Here is a 14159-nt window from a genome sequence, read left to right on the forward strand (position 1 = left end):
CAATTGTTGCAAATTCCAGCCGCGGGTAACAGCAAAAAAGTGAGAGCAATTGTTACCAAGATTAGAAGCGGCAGGCGTAGCCCCTTTCATCCCTCGTCGCTGCCTGGCCCCTTGCGCAGACGTTGCAGCAAGGCATTAACATCATTGCCGACTGGTAAGTTATGCCGCCGCAACAGCTGTACATGAAGCACGAGATTTTCCAGCACCAGCTTGGCCGAGACGGCAAGCAGCGTCATCAGGCGATCTTCCTGGCTGAAGTTCTCCATCGCCGCTGCCATCTCGCACAGGTGATTGGCGACGAGGTCGCGCAGTTCGTCCTCGGGGAAGGGAAGGTCGGCGAAGTCGATCGGGTCTTCCTGTTCGACTTCGCGCATCAGGGCGGCAAGTTGTGCGGGGCGGATCGGCATGAATGACTCCGTGGTGTTCACGAAGCCATTCTAGGCCGTTTGCCGCCGCCGTTATTACAATTACATATTGCGCCGATACTGTCCGCCCACCTCGAACAGCGCCGTCGTGATCTGCCCCAGCGAGCACACGCGTACGGCGTCCATCAAGTGCGCAAACACGTTGTGGTTGTCGATCGCGGCCTGGCGCAGCGCGGCCAGGGCGGCTGGCGCGGCATCCGCATGGCGCGAGTGGAAGGCATCCAGACGCTGCAGCTGCGATTGCTTTTCGTCGTCGGTCGAACGCGCCAGTTCGATGGTCGCCGGTGCGCCCGAACCCTTCGGATTGCGGAAGGTATTGACGCCGATGATCGGCAGCGTGCCGTCATGCTTCTGGTGCTCGTACAGCATCGACTCTTCCTGGATCTTGCCGCGCTGGTAGCCGGTTTCCATCGCGCCCAGCACGCCGCCGCGTTCGGCGATGCGCTCGAATTCCTGCAGCACCTGCTCTTCCACCAGGTCGGTCAGTTCGTCCATGATGAACGCGCCCTGGTTGGGGTTCTCGTTCTTGGCCAGGCCCCATTCGCGGTTGATGATCAGCTGGATGGCCAGCGCACGGCGCACCGATTCATCGGTCGGCGTCGTGATCGCTTCGTCGTAGGCATTGGTGTGCAGCGAGTTGCAGTTGTCGTAGATCGCGATCAGCGCCTGCAGCGTGGTGCGGATGTCGTTGAAGTCGATCTCTTGCGCGTGCAGCGAACGGCCCGACGTCTGGATGTGGTACTTGAGCTTTTGCGAGCGGTCGTTGGCGCCGTAGCGCTCGCGCATGGCCACGGCCCACAGGCGGCGTGCGACGCGCCCGAGCACCGTGTATTCCGGGTCCATGCCGTTCGAGAAGAAGAACGACAGGTTCGGCGCGAAGTCGTCGATGTGCATCCCGCGCGCCAGGTAGGCTTCGACGAACGTGAAGCCGTTCGACAGCGTGAAGGCCAGTTGCGAGATCGGATTGGCGCCCGCTTCGGCAATGTGATAACCCGAGATCGACACCGAGTAGAAATTGCGCACGCCGTGGCGCACGAAATATTCCTGGATGTCGCCCATGACCTTCAGCGAAAACTCGGTCGAGAAGATGCAGGTGTTCTGGCCCTGGTCTTCCTTCAGGATGTCGGCCTGCACGGTGCCGCGCACGCTGGTCAGGACCCAGGCGCGGATTTTTTCGCTTTCTTCAAGTGTGGGCTGGCGGCCGTTGTCGTGCGCGAACTTGTCGATCTGCTGGTCGATCGCCGTATTCATGAACATCGCCAGGATGGTCGGCGCCGGGCCGTTGATCGTCATCGACACCGACGTCGACGGGCTGCACAGGTCGAAGCCGTCGTACAGCACCTTCATGTCGTCCAGCGTGGCAATCGACACGCCCGAGTTGCCGACCTTGCCGTAGATATCGGGCCGCAGCGCCGGATCGGCGCCGTACAGCGTGACCGAATCGAACGCGGTCGACAGGCGCTTGGCGTCCATCCCGGTCGAGACGAGCTTGAAGCGTTTGTTGGTGCGGAAGGCGTCGCCTTCGCCCGCGAACATGCGGGTCGGGTCTTCGCCTTCACGCTTGAACGGGAACACGCCGGCCGTGTAGGGGAACGCGCCCGGCACGTTCTCGAGCATCAGAAAGCGCAGGATTTCGCCGTGGTCTTCAAAGCGCGGCAGCGCGACCTTGCGGATCGGGTTGCCCGACAAGGTTTTTGTGACCAGGCGAGTGCGGATTTCCTTGTCGCGCACATGCGTGACGTAGTCGTCGCCGGCATACGCGGCCTGCAGCGCCGGCCAGGCCGCGACGAGGTTTTTGGCTTCGCCATCCATTGCGTTATCACGTTCGGCCATCAAGCCGTCGAGCGCATCGCCCGCGGCCGCGCCCTGGCCGGCGGCCAGCAGCATGCGCTTCGATTCGCCCAGTTGCTGGCGCTCGCGTGCGAGTTTCACCTGGCGCGCCACGTGGCGGTGGTAGCCGCGCACGGTGTCGGCGATCTCGGCCAGGTAGCGGCTGCGCGCCGGCGGCACGATCACGTTCTTGCCGCTCGAGTAGCGCAGCGCCGGCGAGGGCAGGCTGCTCGTATCGATCGGCAGGCCGAGCGCTGCCAGCCGGGGCAGCAGGCCGTGGTACAGCGCCGTCACGCCATCGTCGTTGAAGCGCGACGCCTGGGTGCCGAACACCGGCATCTGGTCCGGGCTCTGGCTCCACAATTCGCGGTTGCGCTGGTACTGCTTGGCCACGTCGCGCAGCGCGTCGAGCGCGCCCTTGCGGTCGAACTTGTTGATGGCGATGAAGTCGGCGAAATCGAGCATGTCGATTTTTTCGAGCTGCGAGGCGGCGCCGAACTCCGGCGTCATCACGTACATCGACGTGTCGACGTGCGGCACGATGGCGGCATCGCCCTGGCCGATGCCGGACGTCTCGACGATCACGAGGTCGAACCCGGTCACCTTGCAGGCGGCGATCACGTCCGGCAGCGCCTGCGAGATTTCCGAGCCGGCGTCGCGCGTGGCCAGCGAGCGCATGAAGATGCGCGTCTGGCCGTTCCACGGACTGATCGCATTCATGCGGATGCGGTCACCCAGCAGCGCGCCGCCCGACTTGCGGCGCGACGGGTCGATCGAGATCACGGCGATGTTCAGGCGATCGCCCTGATCGAGGCGAATGCGGCGGATCAGTTCATCGGTCAGCGACGATTTGCCGGCGCCGCCGGTGCCGGTGATGCCCAGCGTCGGCACGCGCAGCGTCGCGGCGTGTTCGAGGATCTGTGCGCGCAGCGCGGCGTCGACCTTGTCGTTTTCCAGCGCCGTGATCAGCTGCGCCAGCGGACGGTGGCGCGCGGCCAGCTCGCCCTGCTGCAGCGCCGCCAGCGTGGTCGGGGCATATGGCGACAGGTCGACGTCACAGGCTTGCAGCATCGCGTGGATCATGCCGACCAGGCCCATGCGCTGGCCGTCTTCGGGGCTGAAGATGCGGGTGACGCCGTACGCGTGCAGTTCGTCGATTTCGTGCGCGACGATCACGCCGCCACCGCCGCCGAACACCTTGATGTGCGCGCCGCCGCGCTCGCGCAGCAGGTCGATCATGTATTTGAAGTATTCGACGTGGCCGCCCTGGTAGCTCGAGATGGCGATGCCTTGCGCATCCTCGGCCAGTGCCGCCGTGACGACGTCATCGACCGAGCGGTTGTGGCCCAGGTGGATGACCTCGGCGCCATTCGATTGCAGGATGCGCCGCATGATGTTGATCGAGGCGTCGTGACCGTCGAACAGCGAAGCGGCGGTGACGAAGCGCACCTTGTTGGCCAGTTGCGGGGTAGCAGGGGCGGGGGCGGCCAGCGTGGCGGCGGCGGTTGTATCGTTCATGGATAGCAGTCCTTGTAGGCGGGAGGACGAGGGGTGCTGGTACGGTAGCTGACGTTAACGTTAACGTCAAGTAGTGAACAAATGAACCGGTGTCATGAAGTTTACTAAAGATAACATTAAGTGATTTATTGCAATCATTTGGTATACTTCCTGCATAGCGCGTGGACACATCCGCGCCGGTTACCAGAGGGGTACGTCAGATGTTGAAAAAAGTGGATGCGTCACAGCTCAGGGTTGGCATGTTCATCCACGATCTCGATTGTGGCTGGATGGAGCATCCATTTGTGCGCAGTCAGTTCCTGCTGTCCTGCGAGAGCGAAATCCAGAAAATCCGCGATGCGCGGATTCACGGCGTCGTGATCGATTGCAGCCGCGGCATGGACGTGGACGCGCCCACGCTGGCCCAGGCGCAGGCAGCCACCGAAGCCGAAGTGACGGCGCTGGCCACCACCGCGACCAGTCGGGTACGAATCTCCGTTGGCGAGGAACTGCAACGCGCGGCCACGGTGCGGCGCGAAGCAGTGGGCGTGGTGCGCACGGTGATGCAGGACGCGCGGCTGGGCAAGGCCGTCCACCTCGACGAGGTCGGGCCGGTCGTGCAGAACATCACCGAATCGATCCTGCGCAACGCGGGCGCCTTGCTCGGCCTGTTGCAGATCAAGAACAAGGACGATTACACGTTCCTGCATTCGGTGAGCGTGTGCACGCTGCTGGTGGCGTTCTGCCGCTCACGCAATCTGGATGACGAGCGCATCTACCAGGCCGGCATCGGCGGGCTGCTGCACGACACCGGCAAGGCGCTGGTGCCGGATGCGATTCTGAACAAGGTAGGGCGCCTGACCGACGCCGAGTTTGCCATCGTCAAGCGTCATCCGCGCGATGGCCACGACATCCTGCTGCGCACGCCCGGCATCGGCGCCATACCGCTCGACATCACGCTGCACCACCACGAGCGGCGCGACGGCAGCGGTTATCCGGACCACCAGGCCGGGGACGCGATCAGCGAACTGGCGCAGATGGCGGCCATCGTCGACGTGTACGACGCGATCACGTCGGAGCGCTGCTATCACAAGGGGGTGGCGCCGGCTGAAGCGCTGCGCAAGCTGTATGAGTGGAGCAAATTCCACTTCGATCCCGCCCTGGTCCAGGAGTTCATGCGCTGCGTTGGAATCTACCCGGTCGGCACGCTGGTGCTGCTGGAATCGGGCCGCCTGGGCGTGGTGGTCGAGCCGCACGAAACGAGCCTGCTCACGCCGAAGGTCAACGTGTTCTTCCATACCCGGGAGCAGCGTTACATCAAGCCCGAAACCGTCGATCTGTCACGGCCGCTGGGCTTTGGCGGCGGTGACCGCATCGTGCGTCACGAGTCGGCCGAGAAGTGGCAGGTCGAGCCGCTGCGCTTCATGCAGGTCGCCTGAGCGCAACGCGCTCAGAAGAATTCGGCGGTGTCGTTGGTCGTGACGGTCTGCAGCAGGCCGCCATCGACCAGTGCTTCGTAATGGCAGACGCGGTTGCGGCCGTTGGCCTTGGCGAAATACAGCGCCTGGTCGGCGTGGCCGAGCGTGACGACCGGCGAATCGGCCGCGCTGACACCCGTGAAGCCGATGCTGACAGTGACTTGCCCCACCTGCGGGAAATGGTGGCTTTCGACATCGAGACGAAAGCGCTCGATGATGCGGCGCGCGTTCTCGAGCGTCGTAGAACGCAGCAGCACCACGAACTCTTCGCCGCCAAAGCGGAACACCCGGTCCTGCGTACGGAAGGACGACTGCAGCAGGTTGGCGATCAGGATCAGGACCTCGTCGCCATACAGGTGGCCGAAGCGGTCGTTGACCGTCTTGAAGTGGTCGACGTCGACCACGGCCAGCCACTGCGCCTCCGCCCCATGCTGTCCGCGCCGCTCGGCCAGGCCGGGCATGACGGGATCGGCGTCCGTTGCCAGCAGCATGCGCGCCAGCTGGTCGTCGAAGGTCTTGCGGTTGAGCAGGCCCGTGAGCGAATCGCGTTCGCTGTAATCGAGCAGATTCTGGAAATTGCGGTACACGCTGACAATCCCGCTGACCATGTACAGCGCTTCCGGCGTGAACGGGGTGTAGTGGGCGATCTCGAGGCAGGTATCGGCGCGCTCGCCGAACCAGATCGGCAGCCACAGGCGGCGCAAGCCGTCGGCGCCCATGCCTTCGGCGCGCGTGGCGTGCTGGCGCAGGCACGCGTCGAGTTCGGGATAGGTGGCGATCGGCTCGCCCGGGCCACTGTCTTGTGGTTCTTCCGGGCAGGCGACGCCGCCGGCCTGGATGCAGGCGCGCGAGCGCACAAACAGCTGGTCGCCGACGCTGGAAATGCCTAGGACCCGGGTCTGGTTCGCGCCCGATAGTTCCTGGACCGCCGAGATCACCGAGATGTCCAGCATCGCATGATCGCGGTGGCCGGTCATGTCCACCATGTGTCGCAGCAGGGAATCCATGTCGTCGTTGTCAGGCCAGCCAAAGCACGAAAAAAAAAGACCCTGCAGATGGCGTGGGATGACGCGCAAGAGGGCCGGAAGTGCCGCATTTTTCAGCGGCCAAGCAAAACAGCATAATGCTTTTTTGTACTAGCGGCAACTATTCTTGGCGATTTTTCTCCTGCGTCATCGGGTCGCAACGCAGGGGCCCGTGAACCTTGTTTTTCCTCAAGTAAAAATATTTCCACGTGGAAAAACTGCGCCCCATCAAATTGCCGCTCGGCACTAATGCCTATAGTCAACTTACTGGCACACGTTACATAGCAGGGGCGGTCGGGCCCGGCCGCAGCCAGTATTTTTCAACCACTAAAGGAGTTTTGTCATGAGCACGATTACCTCCGCCATCAAAGCCTTCATCGCAGACGAAAACGGTGTGACTGCCATCGAGTATGGCCTGATCGCTGCACTCATCGGCGTCGCAATGGCCACAGTGGCTGGCGAGGTCGGTAATGGAATCAAGGAAACGTTCGAGTACATCCAGGAGCAGTTGAGCAACGCTCTCCCGACCGCACCGTAATGCGTGTGCCCCCCGGGTCGACGTCCTGCCCTGGGGGGCATTTTTTTTGGAGCCGATCATGAATATCGCACCCTACCTCGACACACTGCTGCTGCTGCTCGTGACGGCCGCCGCGATCAAGGATCTGGAAAGTCGGCGCATTCCCAATTCATTGCTGCTCGCTGGCGTACTCGGCGCGCTGCTGCTGCACCTGCTGTCGCCCCAGCCGATCACGGCGCTGCTGTCCTCATTGGGCGGCTGCGCGACCGGCCTGGCGTTGCTGCTGCCGTTCTATCTGCTGCGCGGCATGGCCGCCGGCGACGTCAAGATGATGGCCGCCGTCGGCGTCTTCACCGGCGCCGGCGACGCGCTGCGCATTGCCATCCTGGCCTGGTGCGCAGGCGGCGTGATGGTGCTGGTGGTTCTCATCGTCAAAGGGCGGCTGCGCCTGGCCCTGGCCAATCTGTGGGCCATGTTGCTGCCCATCCTGCTGCGCCTGCAACGCTTGCCGAGTCCGGAGAACAGTGGCCGGCCCAGCGCCGGCTCGATCCCGTATGGCGTGGCCATTGCTGCCGGGACGATTGTGCATCTGGTCGGTCGTTACGGCGCCACGCCCCTCGCCTGATCGCTGCGGCTGCTCTTGTCAGGCATCAAGTGCCGCAAATAGATGCTCGTTAGAATCAATTGAGGTTTTCCCAGAACCAACTTCAGCATCAGGAGACGTCATGATCGGAGTGTTATCGGCCGCCGCGCCGACCGGACCGGATGCAGCGTTGTCTCTGTCTACGCCAGGTTTTGATGCGGATGGCAATCTCGCCGCAGTGCTGCCGCGCCAGCCGCGCACGGTGCGCGACACGGGGCTCGACGCGCGCCTGGTGACTGCGCTCGTGGTCAAGACCCTGCATGCCGACGGCAAGACGCCGCTGTCCCAATTGACTGGACGCCTGCGGCTGTCGGTCAGCGTGCTGCGCGAAGTGTTGCAGGCCCTGGTGGGCACCCAGCAGGCCGAAGTCGCGTATTCGGGCGACAGCGATCTCGATGTGCACTATCAGTTGACTGCCCTGGGCCAGCGCGCGGCGGGCGAATACCTGGCCGAATCGCGCTATGTCGGCCCGGCGCCGGTGACGCTGGCAGCATGGCGCGCCGTGGTCACGCGCCAGTCGCAGCGCCAGCCCGATGCCGCGCGCGTCACGCGCACCGAGCTCGATGCGGTGCTGGACGGCGACGGCCTGGCGCCGGCCATTCGCGAGCAGATCGGCGCCGCCCTGTACTCGGGCCGTCCGCTGCTGTTGTACGGGCCGTCCGGCAGCGGCAAGACGTCACTGGCGCGCAAGCTGGCGCGCCTGCGCCAGGATCCGGTCGCGGTGCCGTATACGGTGCTGGTCAACCACGAAATCATCCAGCTGCACGACCTGACGCTGCATCCCCTCCCGCTGCACGTGCGCGCCCTCGAAGAGCGCCGCAGCGGCGATGCACGCTGGGCCCTGAGCCAGCGTCCGCTGGTGCACGTGGGGCCGGAGCTGGCGCGCGACATGCTGGAGCTGCGCAGTGATCTGGGCAGCGGCGTGCTGCACGCGCCGCCCCACATCCTGGCCAACAACGGTTTGCTGGTGGTGGACGATGTGGGCCGCCAGCGTGTGCCGCCGGGCGAACTGCTGCACCGCTGGCTTGGCGCGCTCGAAGCAGGCCTGGACCATGTCACGGTGCCGGGCGGCGCCACGCACGTCCTGCCGTTCGATGTGAGCCTGGTGCTGGTCACCAGCCTGGCGCCGGAGTCGGTGCTCGACGAGGCCTGCCTGCGCCGCATCGGCTACCGGATTCCGGTCGGGCCTCTGTCGGAGCAGAGTTATCGCGCGCTGCTGCGGCGCCAGGCGCGGCAGCGCCGGATCGACCTGGATGACAGCGCGATCGCATTCCTGATCGAGCACCTGCACCGCCGCACCGGGCGTGCGCTGTTGGCCGCCTATCCGCACGAGCTGCTGGGCCGGATCGCCGACTTCGCGGGTTTCTCCGGTCAGGCCCCGTGCTGCGATGTGGATGGCCTGACGCGCGCCTGGTACAGCCTCTTCGGCGAAGGGGACGCACCATGAAAAACCAACGAGCCGTGATCATGATGGCGCTGGCCGTGGTGCTTGGCCTGCTGGCCGTGGCGCTGGCCGCGCGCTGGCTGCTCAATGCGCCGGTGCCCGCTGCCGGCAGGATCGTCGTCGCGAAAAGCGACATCGACATCGGCCAGCGCTTGACGCCCGCGCTGTTCATCGTGGTGGACTGGCCCACTGCCAGCGTGCCCAAGGGCGCGTTCACCGAACCCCAGCCGCTGAACGGCCGGGTCCTGCGCAGCAGCCTGCTCGCGGGGGAACCGGTCAGCGAAGCCAAGCTGGCCCCGGCCGGCACGCTGGGCGGCCTGTCGGCCCTGATCACCGAAGGCAAGCGCGCGATCACGGTGCGCGTGAACGACGTGATCGGCGTGGCCGGCTTCGCACTGCCGGGCAACTATGTCGACATCATCGTCAGCACCGAGACGGCGCCCGATCCGAACGCCCCGCAGGCCCGTGCGCACAGCATCTCGAAGATTGTCCTGGAGCGCATCCTGGTGCTGGCGGTGGCCCAGGAAGTGGGCCGCGACGAGACCAAGCCCAAGGTCGTCAATGCCGTCACGCTCGAAGTCACGCCCGAACAGGCCGAAAAGCTGGATCTGGCGCGCAGCGTCGGTACGCTGTCGCTGGCGCTGCGCAACCAGATCGACCCCGCCGCTACCGCCACCACCGGCGCGACCAAGGAGAACCTGCTGCCGGCGCCGCCCGCCGCCCCGGTCGTACTGCGCGCTGTATCACCACCGCGGGTGCATTTGGTGCGGGCGCCGGCGCCACCACCGGCGCCGCACCGCGAATGCATCAGCGTCATCAACGGCCTGCACGCATCGCAGGAATGCTTCTGATGTCTTCGACTGGACCGATCATGCACCGACATTCCACGATCGCACTGCGCACCTGCCTGGCGGCCATCTTGACAGGACTGAGCGCGCTGGCCCTGGCTGCCCCGGCAGGCAAAAAAACTGTTGCGTCCGACACGGCAGCGCAGCCCGCGCCGCGCCTGAACGGCGGCTGCCAGGGCGAGGCCGCGCGTCCTGCCACCATGGCGCTCCAGATGGGCAAGTCGACCATGCTGCGCCTGCCCGAAGCAGTCACCCGGCGCAGCGTCGGCAACCCGGCTGTCGTGCAGGCGATGCTGGTGGCGCCGGACACGCTGTATATCGCCGCCGTTGATGTCGGCACCACCAACATGATCGTGCAGGGTCGCAGCGGCGCGTGCAGCGTGATCGACATCACGGTCGCGATGGACCCGGCCAGCCTGCAAGCGATGCTGGGCGTCGCCATGCCGCACGAGAAGGAGATCCGGGTGATGGCCGCCAATGACACGCTGGTGCTGACCGGCACCGTCAGCGACGCTGCCGCCGTCAACCGCGCCGTGGAACTGGCCGGCGCCTATGTGCGCCGCCCGCTGCGCCAGTTGCCGGCGGCCGACAAGGACAACGCGACCGACGGCGTGATTCAGATCGGCAATGGCAGCAGCGGCGGCGCCGCTGCCGGGGCAGGCGGTGCCAGCGCCCGCGTGATCAACCTGCTGGCAGTCAGCGCGCCCCAGCAGGTGCAGCTCGAGGTCAAGGTGGCCGAAGTCGCGCGCACGCTGCTCGAGCGGCTTGAAACCGGAGTGCGCCTGAGCTTCGGGTCCGGTAGCTGGACCACCACGCTGGCCACCGATTTTCTCAGCGGGCTGGCGCGCGGCGGCCTGGCCGGCCTGAAGACCAACGGCAACCGCTTCGGCATCGACACCGACAAGCTCGATGGCCTGGTGCGCATCCTGGCCGAACCGAACGTGTTGGCCATCAGCGGGCAGGAAGGCGCGTTCCTGGCGGGCGGCAAGTTCTTCATCCCGGTGGCGCAGGACAATAACAAGGTGACGCTGGAAGAGAAGGAATTCGGCGTCGGCCTGCGCTTTACCCCGACCGTGCTGGGAGGAGGCCTCATCAACCTGAAGGTCGCGCCCGAAGTGTCGGAGCTGTCGCGCGAAGGGATCGGCATCAGCGCCGCCGGCATTGCGGGCACCGCGATCATGCCGCTGTTGACCACGCGCCGCGCCAGCACCACGGTGCAGCTGCACGACGGCCAGAGCTTTGCCATCGGTGGCCTGGTGCGCAACAACCTGGTCGCCAACCTGAAAGGCCTGCCGGGACTGAGCGACGTGCCGATACTGGGCGCGCTGTTTCGCAGCACCGACTTCCAGCAGGAGCGCACCGAACTGGTCTTCGTCATCACGGCGCGCCTGGTCAAGCCACTGCCGGCCGGCAGTCTGAGCTTGCCGACCGACCGGTTCGATGCGCCGTCGCGCGCCAGCGTGCTGCTTGGCGGCCGCCTCGAAGGTACGCCCGCCGTTGGCACGCCCGCCGTTGGCACGGCGCCTGTCCCACCCGCACCGGCGCCGGCCGCCGGCGGCCCCGAACCGGAATAGGAGAGCAGCATGGCATCCACATTCACACGCCGGGCGGCGCTGGTGCTGCTGGCCTGCGGCGCGCAGGGCTGCATCTCAAGCACGCCGCACTGGGACAGCCAGTTCGGCGCGGCGACCCGCGCCAACCTGGCCGCGCAGACGATCGACCCGGCTGCGGGCGCCAGCCGCAACCCCGCCGCGGGGCTCGATGGCCGCGCCGCGCGCGCGGCCATCGACAACTACGAGCGCTCGTTCGCACAACCGGACACCGGCCAGCCGGCGCCCATGATCCGTGCGCAGTAAGCGCGCGGCCCTACTTTTATCGAGGACTTCATGAGAGCGCTCCTGATCAGCCGGGACAGCCACCTGTACGCGGAACTGGCCGCCCAGGGCGCCGCGCGGGTGCCGCCCCTGCACCTGGGCGCGACCCGCGCCGGCCTGCGCGAGGCGCTCGACCGGCCCGATCCCGACTCGCCGCAACTCGTGATCGTCGATGCCAGCAACCTCGAACCGTCCGAAGCCAATCTGCTCGAGCGCCTGGGCCGGCAGTATCCGACGGCGCAACTGATGCTGCTGACCACCCAGCACCAGCCCGACCTGTTGATTACCGCGATGCGCGCCGGCGTGCGCGAGCTGCTGCAACTGCCGCTGGTGCACCGCGCCTTTCATGAGGCGATGGACCGCATTGCAAGCGCCGCCGGCATCTCGACCATGCGCGACGGGAAGGTGCTGGCCTTCATCGCCTGCAAGGGCGGCAGCGGCGCCACCTTCATCTCGACCAATTTCGGCTACGCGCTTGCCTCGCTGGCGGGCAAGAAGGTGCTGCTGATCGACCTGCATGGCCAGTTCGGCGACGCCGCCCTGTACGTGTCGGACCAGAAGCCGGCCATGACGATGTCGGACGTGTGCGCACAGATCGCCCGCATCGACGGGCCGTTTCTCGAATCGTGCCTGGTGCACGTGACGCCGGGCTTCGGCGTGCTGGCGGCGGCCGACGATCCGTCCCACGAGCGGCAGGCCAAGCCCGAACACATCGACACCATCCTGCGCGTCGCGCGCCAGCACTATGACTACGTGCTGCTCGACGTCGGGCGCCAGATCGATGCGGTGTCGCTGCGCGCGCTGGACGTGACCGACACGATTTACCCGTTGCTGCAACTCGCGCTGCCCGATATCCGCGATGCGCGCCGCCTGCTCGACATCTTCCGCTCGCTCGGCTATGTGCTCGACAACATCCGCCTGATCGTCAACCGCTACGAAAAGGGCGGCAAGCTGCGCCTGCAGGACCTGCATGCGGCGCTGGGCTGCGAAGTGGTGCACACCTTCCCCAACGACTACATTGCGGTCACCGATTCGGTGAACCAGGGCGTGCCGGTGCTGCAGTTGTCGCGCTCGAGCGCCGCCGCGCGCAGTCTGGCCGACCTGGTCGAACTGGTGACCGCGCAACGGGTCCACGAAAGCCGTGGCCTGCTGGGGCGCCTGTTCGGGCGCCAGGATCACGTCGACTGACTCGTTCCCCACGTTTGAACCACGCACCGGAGACACCGATGTCCCTTCGCGAACGCCTTGCGCTGCCCGACCCCGAGCGCCCGACCGGCGCCGAATCGCACGACGCCCCCAACCAGGCCTACCAGGAGCTCAAGAAGCTGATGCACCAGATGATCCTCGACCGGATCGACCTGGAACGCCTGAAGCGCCTGACCGCCGAACAGTTCAAGCACGAGCTGGCGCTGCTGGTCCAGCGCATCATCGAAGACGAGCGCATCGTGCTGAACCAGCACGAGCGCCACCACCTGGTGCTCGACATCCAGCACGAGATGCTGGGCTTCGGCCCGCTCGAGCCGCTGCTGGCCGATCCGACGATTTCGGACATCCTGGTCAACACCGCCAGCAAGGTCTGGGTCGAGCGCCACGGCAAGCTCGAACTGACCGATGTCACCTTCCACGACAACGCCCACCTGATGAAGATCATCGAAAAGATCGTCTCGCGCGTGGGGCGCCGGGTCGATGAATCGAGCCCGATGGTCGATGCGCGCCTGCCGGACGGCTCGCGCGTGAACGCCATCATCCCGCCGCTGGCCGTCGACGGGCCGATCCTGTCGATCCGCCGCTTCGGCGGCAGCCCGCTGACGGTACACAACCTGCTCGAGTACAAAAGCATGGCGCCGCCGATGATCCGGGTGATCGAAAGCCTGGGCACGGCCAAGGTCAACATCCTGATCTCGGGCGGCACCGGCAGCGGCAAGACCACCTTGCTCAACCTGATCTCGGGGTTCATCCCGGCCAGCGAACGGATCGTGACGATCGAGGATGCGGCCGAGCTGCAACTGCGCCAGCCGCACGTCGTGCGCCTGGAAACGCGTCCGCCGAATATCGAGGACAAGGGCGAAGTCACGCAGCGCGCGCTGGTGCGCAACGCGCTGCGCATGCGGCCCGACCGCATCATCCTGGGCGAGGTGCGCGGCGCCGAGGCGCTCGACATGCTGCAGGCGATGAACACGGGCCACGAAGGCTCGCTTGCCACGATCCACTCGAACACGCCGCGCGACGCGCTCTCGCGCCTGGAAAATATGGTCAGCATGGCCGCCGTGAACCTGACGCCGCGCGCGATCCGCCAGCAGATTGTCTCGGCGGTGACGGTGGTGCTGCAAGTCTCGCGCCTGACCGACGGCACGCGCAAGCTGGTGAGCATGCAGGAGATTACCGGCATGGAGGGCGAGGTCATTTCGATGCAGGAGATCTTCCTGTTCGAACAGCGCGGCGTCGATCCGCAGGGCAGGGTGCTCGGCCACTTCAGCGCGACCGGTGTGCGGCCGCGTTTTGCCGACCGCCTCAAGCTGTTCGGGGTACCGGTGCCGGACGACACGTTCGATCCCGACCGCGTGTTTGATTGAAGGAG

General features: G+C 65.8%; 12 protein-coding genes. 9 read left to right on the plus strand and 3 right to left on the minus strand.

Annotated features, from left to right (window positions below; translation table 11 throughout):
- Window positions 1-86 precede the first annotated feature (86 nt).
- Complete coding sequence (locus NX775_RS16655; protein ID WP_258837018.1) at window positions 87-407, minus strand: hypothetical protein; 321 nt, start codon at window positions 405-407, stop codon at window positions 87-89.
- A gap of 60 nt (window positions 408-467) precedes the next feature.
- Window positions 468-3773 (minus strand): fused isobutyryl-CoA mutase/GTPase IcmF, encoded by a 3306-nt coding sequence (icmF, locus tag NX775_RS16660; RefSeq protein WP_258837019.1) that lies wholly within the window; start codon window positions 3771-3773, stop codon window positions 468-470.
- A gap of 200 nt (window positions 3774-3973) precedes the next feature.
- Here icmF and NX775_RS16665 point away from each other — a divergent pair, with 200 nt between their 5' ends.
- Window positions 3974-5191, plus strand: a complete 1218-nt coding sequence (locus NX775_RS16665; protein ID WP_258837020.1) for a cyclic di-GMP phosphodiesterase — start codon at window positions 3974-3976, stop codon at window positions 5189-5191.
- 11 nt (window positions 5192-5202) lie between these two features.
- Here the strand turns inward: NX775_RS16665 and NX775_RS16670 are convergent, their stop codons facing one another.
- Window positions 5203-6237, minus strand: a complete 1035-nt coding sequence (locus tag NX775_RS16670; RefSeq protein WP_258837021.1) for a GGDEF domain-containing protein — start codon at window positions 6235-6237, stop codon at window positions 5203-5205.
- 361 nt (window positions 6238-6598) lie between these two features.
- On the opposite strand from NX775_RS16670, the gene NX775_RS16675 reads away from it, so the two are divergent.
- The 8 genes from NX775_RS16675 to NX775_RS16710 all read left to right on the plus strand — a co-directional run bounded on the left by NX775_RS16675 (window position 6599) and on the right by NX775_RS16710 (window position 14154).
- Window positions 6599-6793: a Flp family type IVb pilin gene (locus NX775_RS16675; RefSeq protein WP_258837022.1), complete on the plus strand. Its 195-nt coding sequence runs from the start codon at window positions 6599-6601 to the stop codon at window positions 6791-6793.
- Window positions 6794-6851: 58 nt separating this feature from the next.
- Complete coding sequence (locus tag NX775_RS16680) at window positions 6852-7397, plus strand: A24 family peptidase (protein WP_258837023.1); 546 nt, start codon at window positions 6852-6854, stop codon at window positions 7395-7397.
- Between the two features lie 100 nt (window positions 7398-7497).
- On the plus strand, window positions 7498-8862 hold the full coding sequence (locus tag NX775_RS16685; RefSeq protein ID WP_258837024.1) for an ATP-binding protein: 1365 nt from the start codon (window positions 7498-7500) through the stop codon (window positions 8860-8862).
- Window positions 8859-9710 (plus strand): Flp pilus assembly protein CpaB, encoded by an 852-nt coding sequence (gene cpaB / locus NX775_RS16690; RefSeq protein WP_258837025.1) that lies wholly within the window; start codon window positions 8859-8861, stop codon window positions 9708-9710. The genes NX775_RS16685 and cpaB overlap by 4 nt, the downstream gene beginning before the upstream one ends.
- A gap of 20 nt (window positions 9711-9730) precedes the next feature.
- Entirely contained in the window at window positions 9731-11281 is a 1551-nt protein-coding gene (locus NX775_RS16695) for a type II and III secretion system protein family protein (protein ID WP_258837026.1), read from the plus strand.
- 9 nt (window positions 11282-11290) lie between these two features.
- A complete protein-coding gene (locus tag NX775_RS16700) occupies window positions 11291-11563 on the plus strand; it encodes a hypothetical protein (RefSeq protein WP_258837027.1) in 273 nt (90 codons plus the stop codon).
- A gap of 30 nt (window positions 11564-11593) precedes the next feature.
- Window positions 11594-12769, plus strand: coding sequence for a CpaE/TadZ family protein (locus NX775_RS16705; protein WP_258837028.1), 1176 nt, complete (start codon window positions 11594-11596; stop codon window positions 12767-12769).
- Between the two features lie 38 nt (window positions 12770-12807).
- Complete coding sequence (locus tag NX775_RS16710; protein WP_183554643.1) at window positions 12808-14154, plus strand: TadA family conjugal transfer-associated ATPase; 1347 nt, start codon at window positions 12808-12810, stop codon at window positions 14152-14154.
- The last annotated feature ends 5 nt before the right edge of the window (window positions 14155-14159 follow it).

The sequence above is a fragment of the Massilia aurea genome, from assembly GCF_024753205.1.
Taxonomy (GTDB): Bacteria; Pseudomonadota; Gammaproteobacteria; order Burkholderiales; family Burkholderiaceae_D; genus Telluria; species Telluria aurea.

Bases quoted from the DNA above. Each gene is read 5' to 3' on its own strand.
- NX775_RS16695 (WP_258837026.1), top strand. From the start codon at position 9,731: ATGCACCGACATTCCACGATCGCACTGCGCACCTGCCTGGCGGCCATC.
- NX775_RS16685 (WP_258837024.1), top strand. From the start codon at position 7,498: ATGATCGGAGTGTTATCGGCCGCCGCGCCGACCGGACCGGATGCAGCG.
- NX775_RS16670 (WP_258837021.1), bottom strand. From the start codon at position 6,237: ATGGATTCCCTGCTGCGACACATGGTGGACATGACCGGCCACCGCGAT.
- NX775_RS16680 (WP_258837023.1), top strand. From the start codon at position 6,852: ATGAATATCGCACCCTACCTCGACACACTGCTGCTGCTGCTCGTGACG.
- NX775_RS16710 (WP_183554643.1), top strand. From the start codon at position 12,808: ATGTCCCTTCGCGAACGCCTTGCGCTGCCCGACCCCGAGCGCCCGACC.
- NX775_RS16665 (WP_258837020.1), top strand. From the start codon at position 3,974: ATGTTGAAAAAAGTGGATGCGTCACAGCTCAGGGTTGGCATGTTCATC.
- NX775_RS16705 (WP_258837028.1), top strand. From the start codon at position 11,594: ATGAGAGCGCTCCTGATCAGCCGGGACAGCCACCTGTACGCGGAACTG.
- NX775_RS16700 (WP_258837027.1), top strand. From the start codon at position 11,291: ATGGCATCCACATTCACACGCCGGGCGGCGCTGGTGCTGCTGGCCTGC.
- cpaB (WP_258837025.1), top strand. From the start codon at position 8,859: ATGAAAAACCAACGAGCCGTGATCATGATGGCGCTGGCCGTGGTGCTT.
- icmF (WP_258837019.1), bottom strand. From the start codon at position 3,773: ATGAACGATACAACCGCCGCCGCCACGCTGGCCGCCCCCGCCCCTGCT.
- NX775_RS16655 (WP_258837018.1), bottom strand. From the start codon at position 407: ATGCCGATCCGCCCCGCACAACTTGCCGCCCTGATGCGCGAAGTCGAA.
- NX775_RS16675 (WP_258837022.1), top strand. From the start codon at position 6,599: ATGAGCACGATTACCTCCGCCATCAAAGCCTTCATCGCAGACGAAAAC.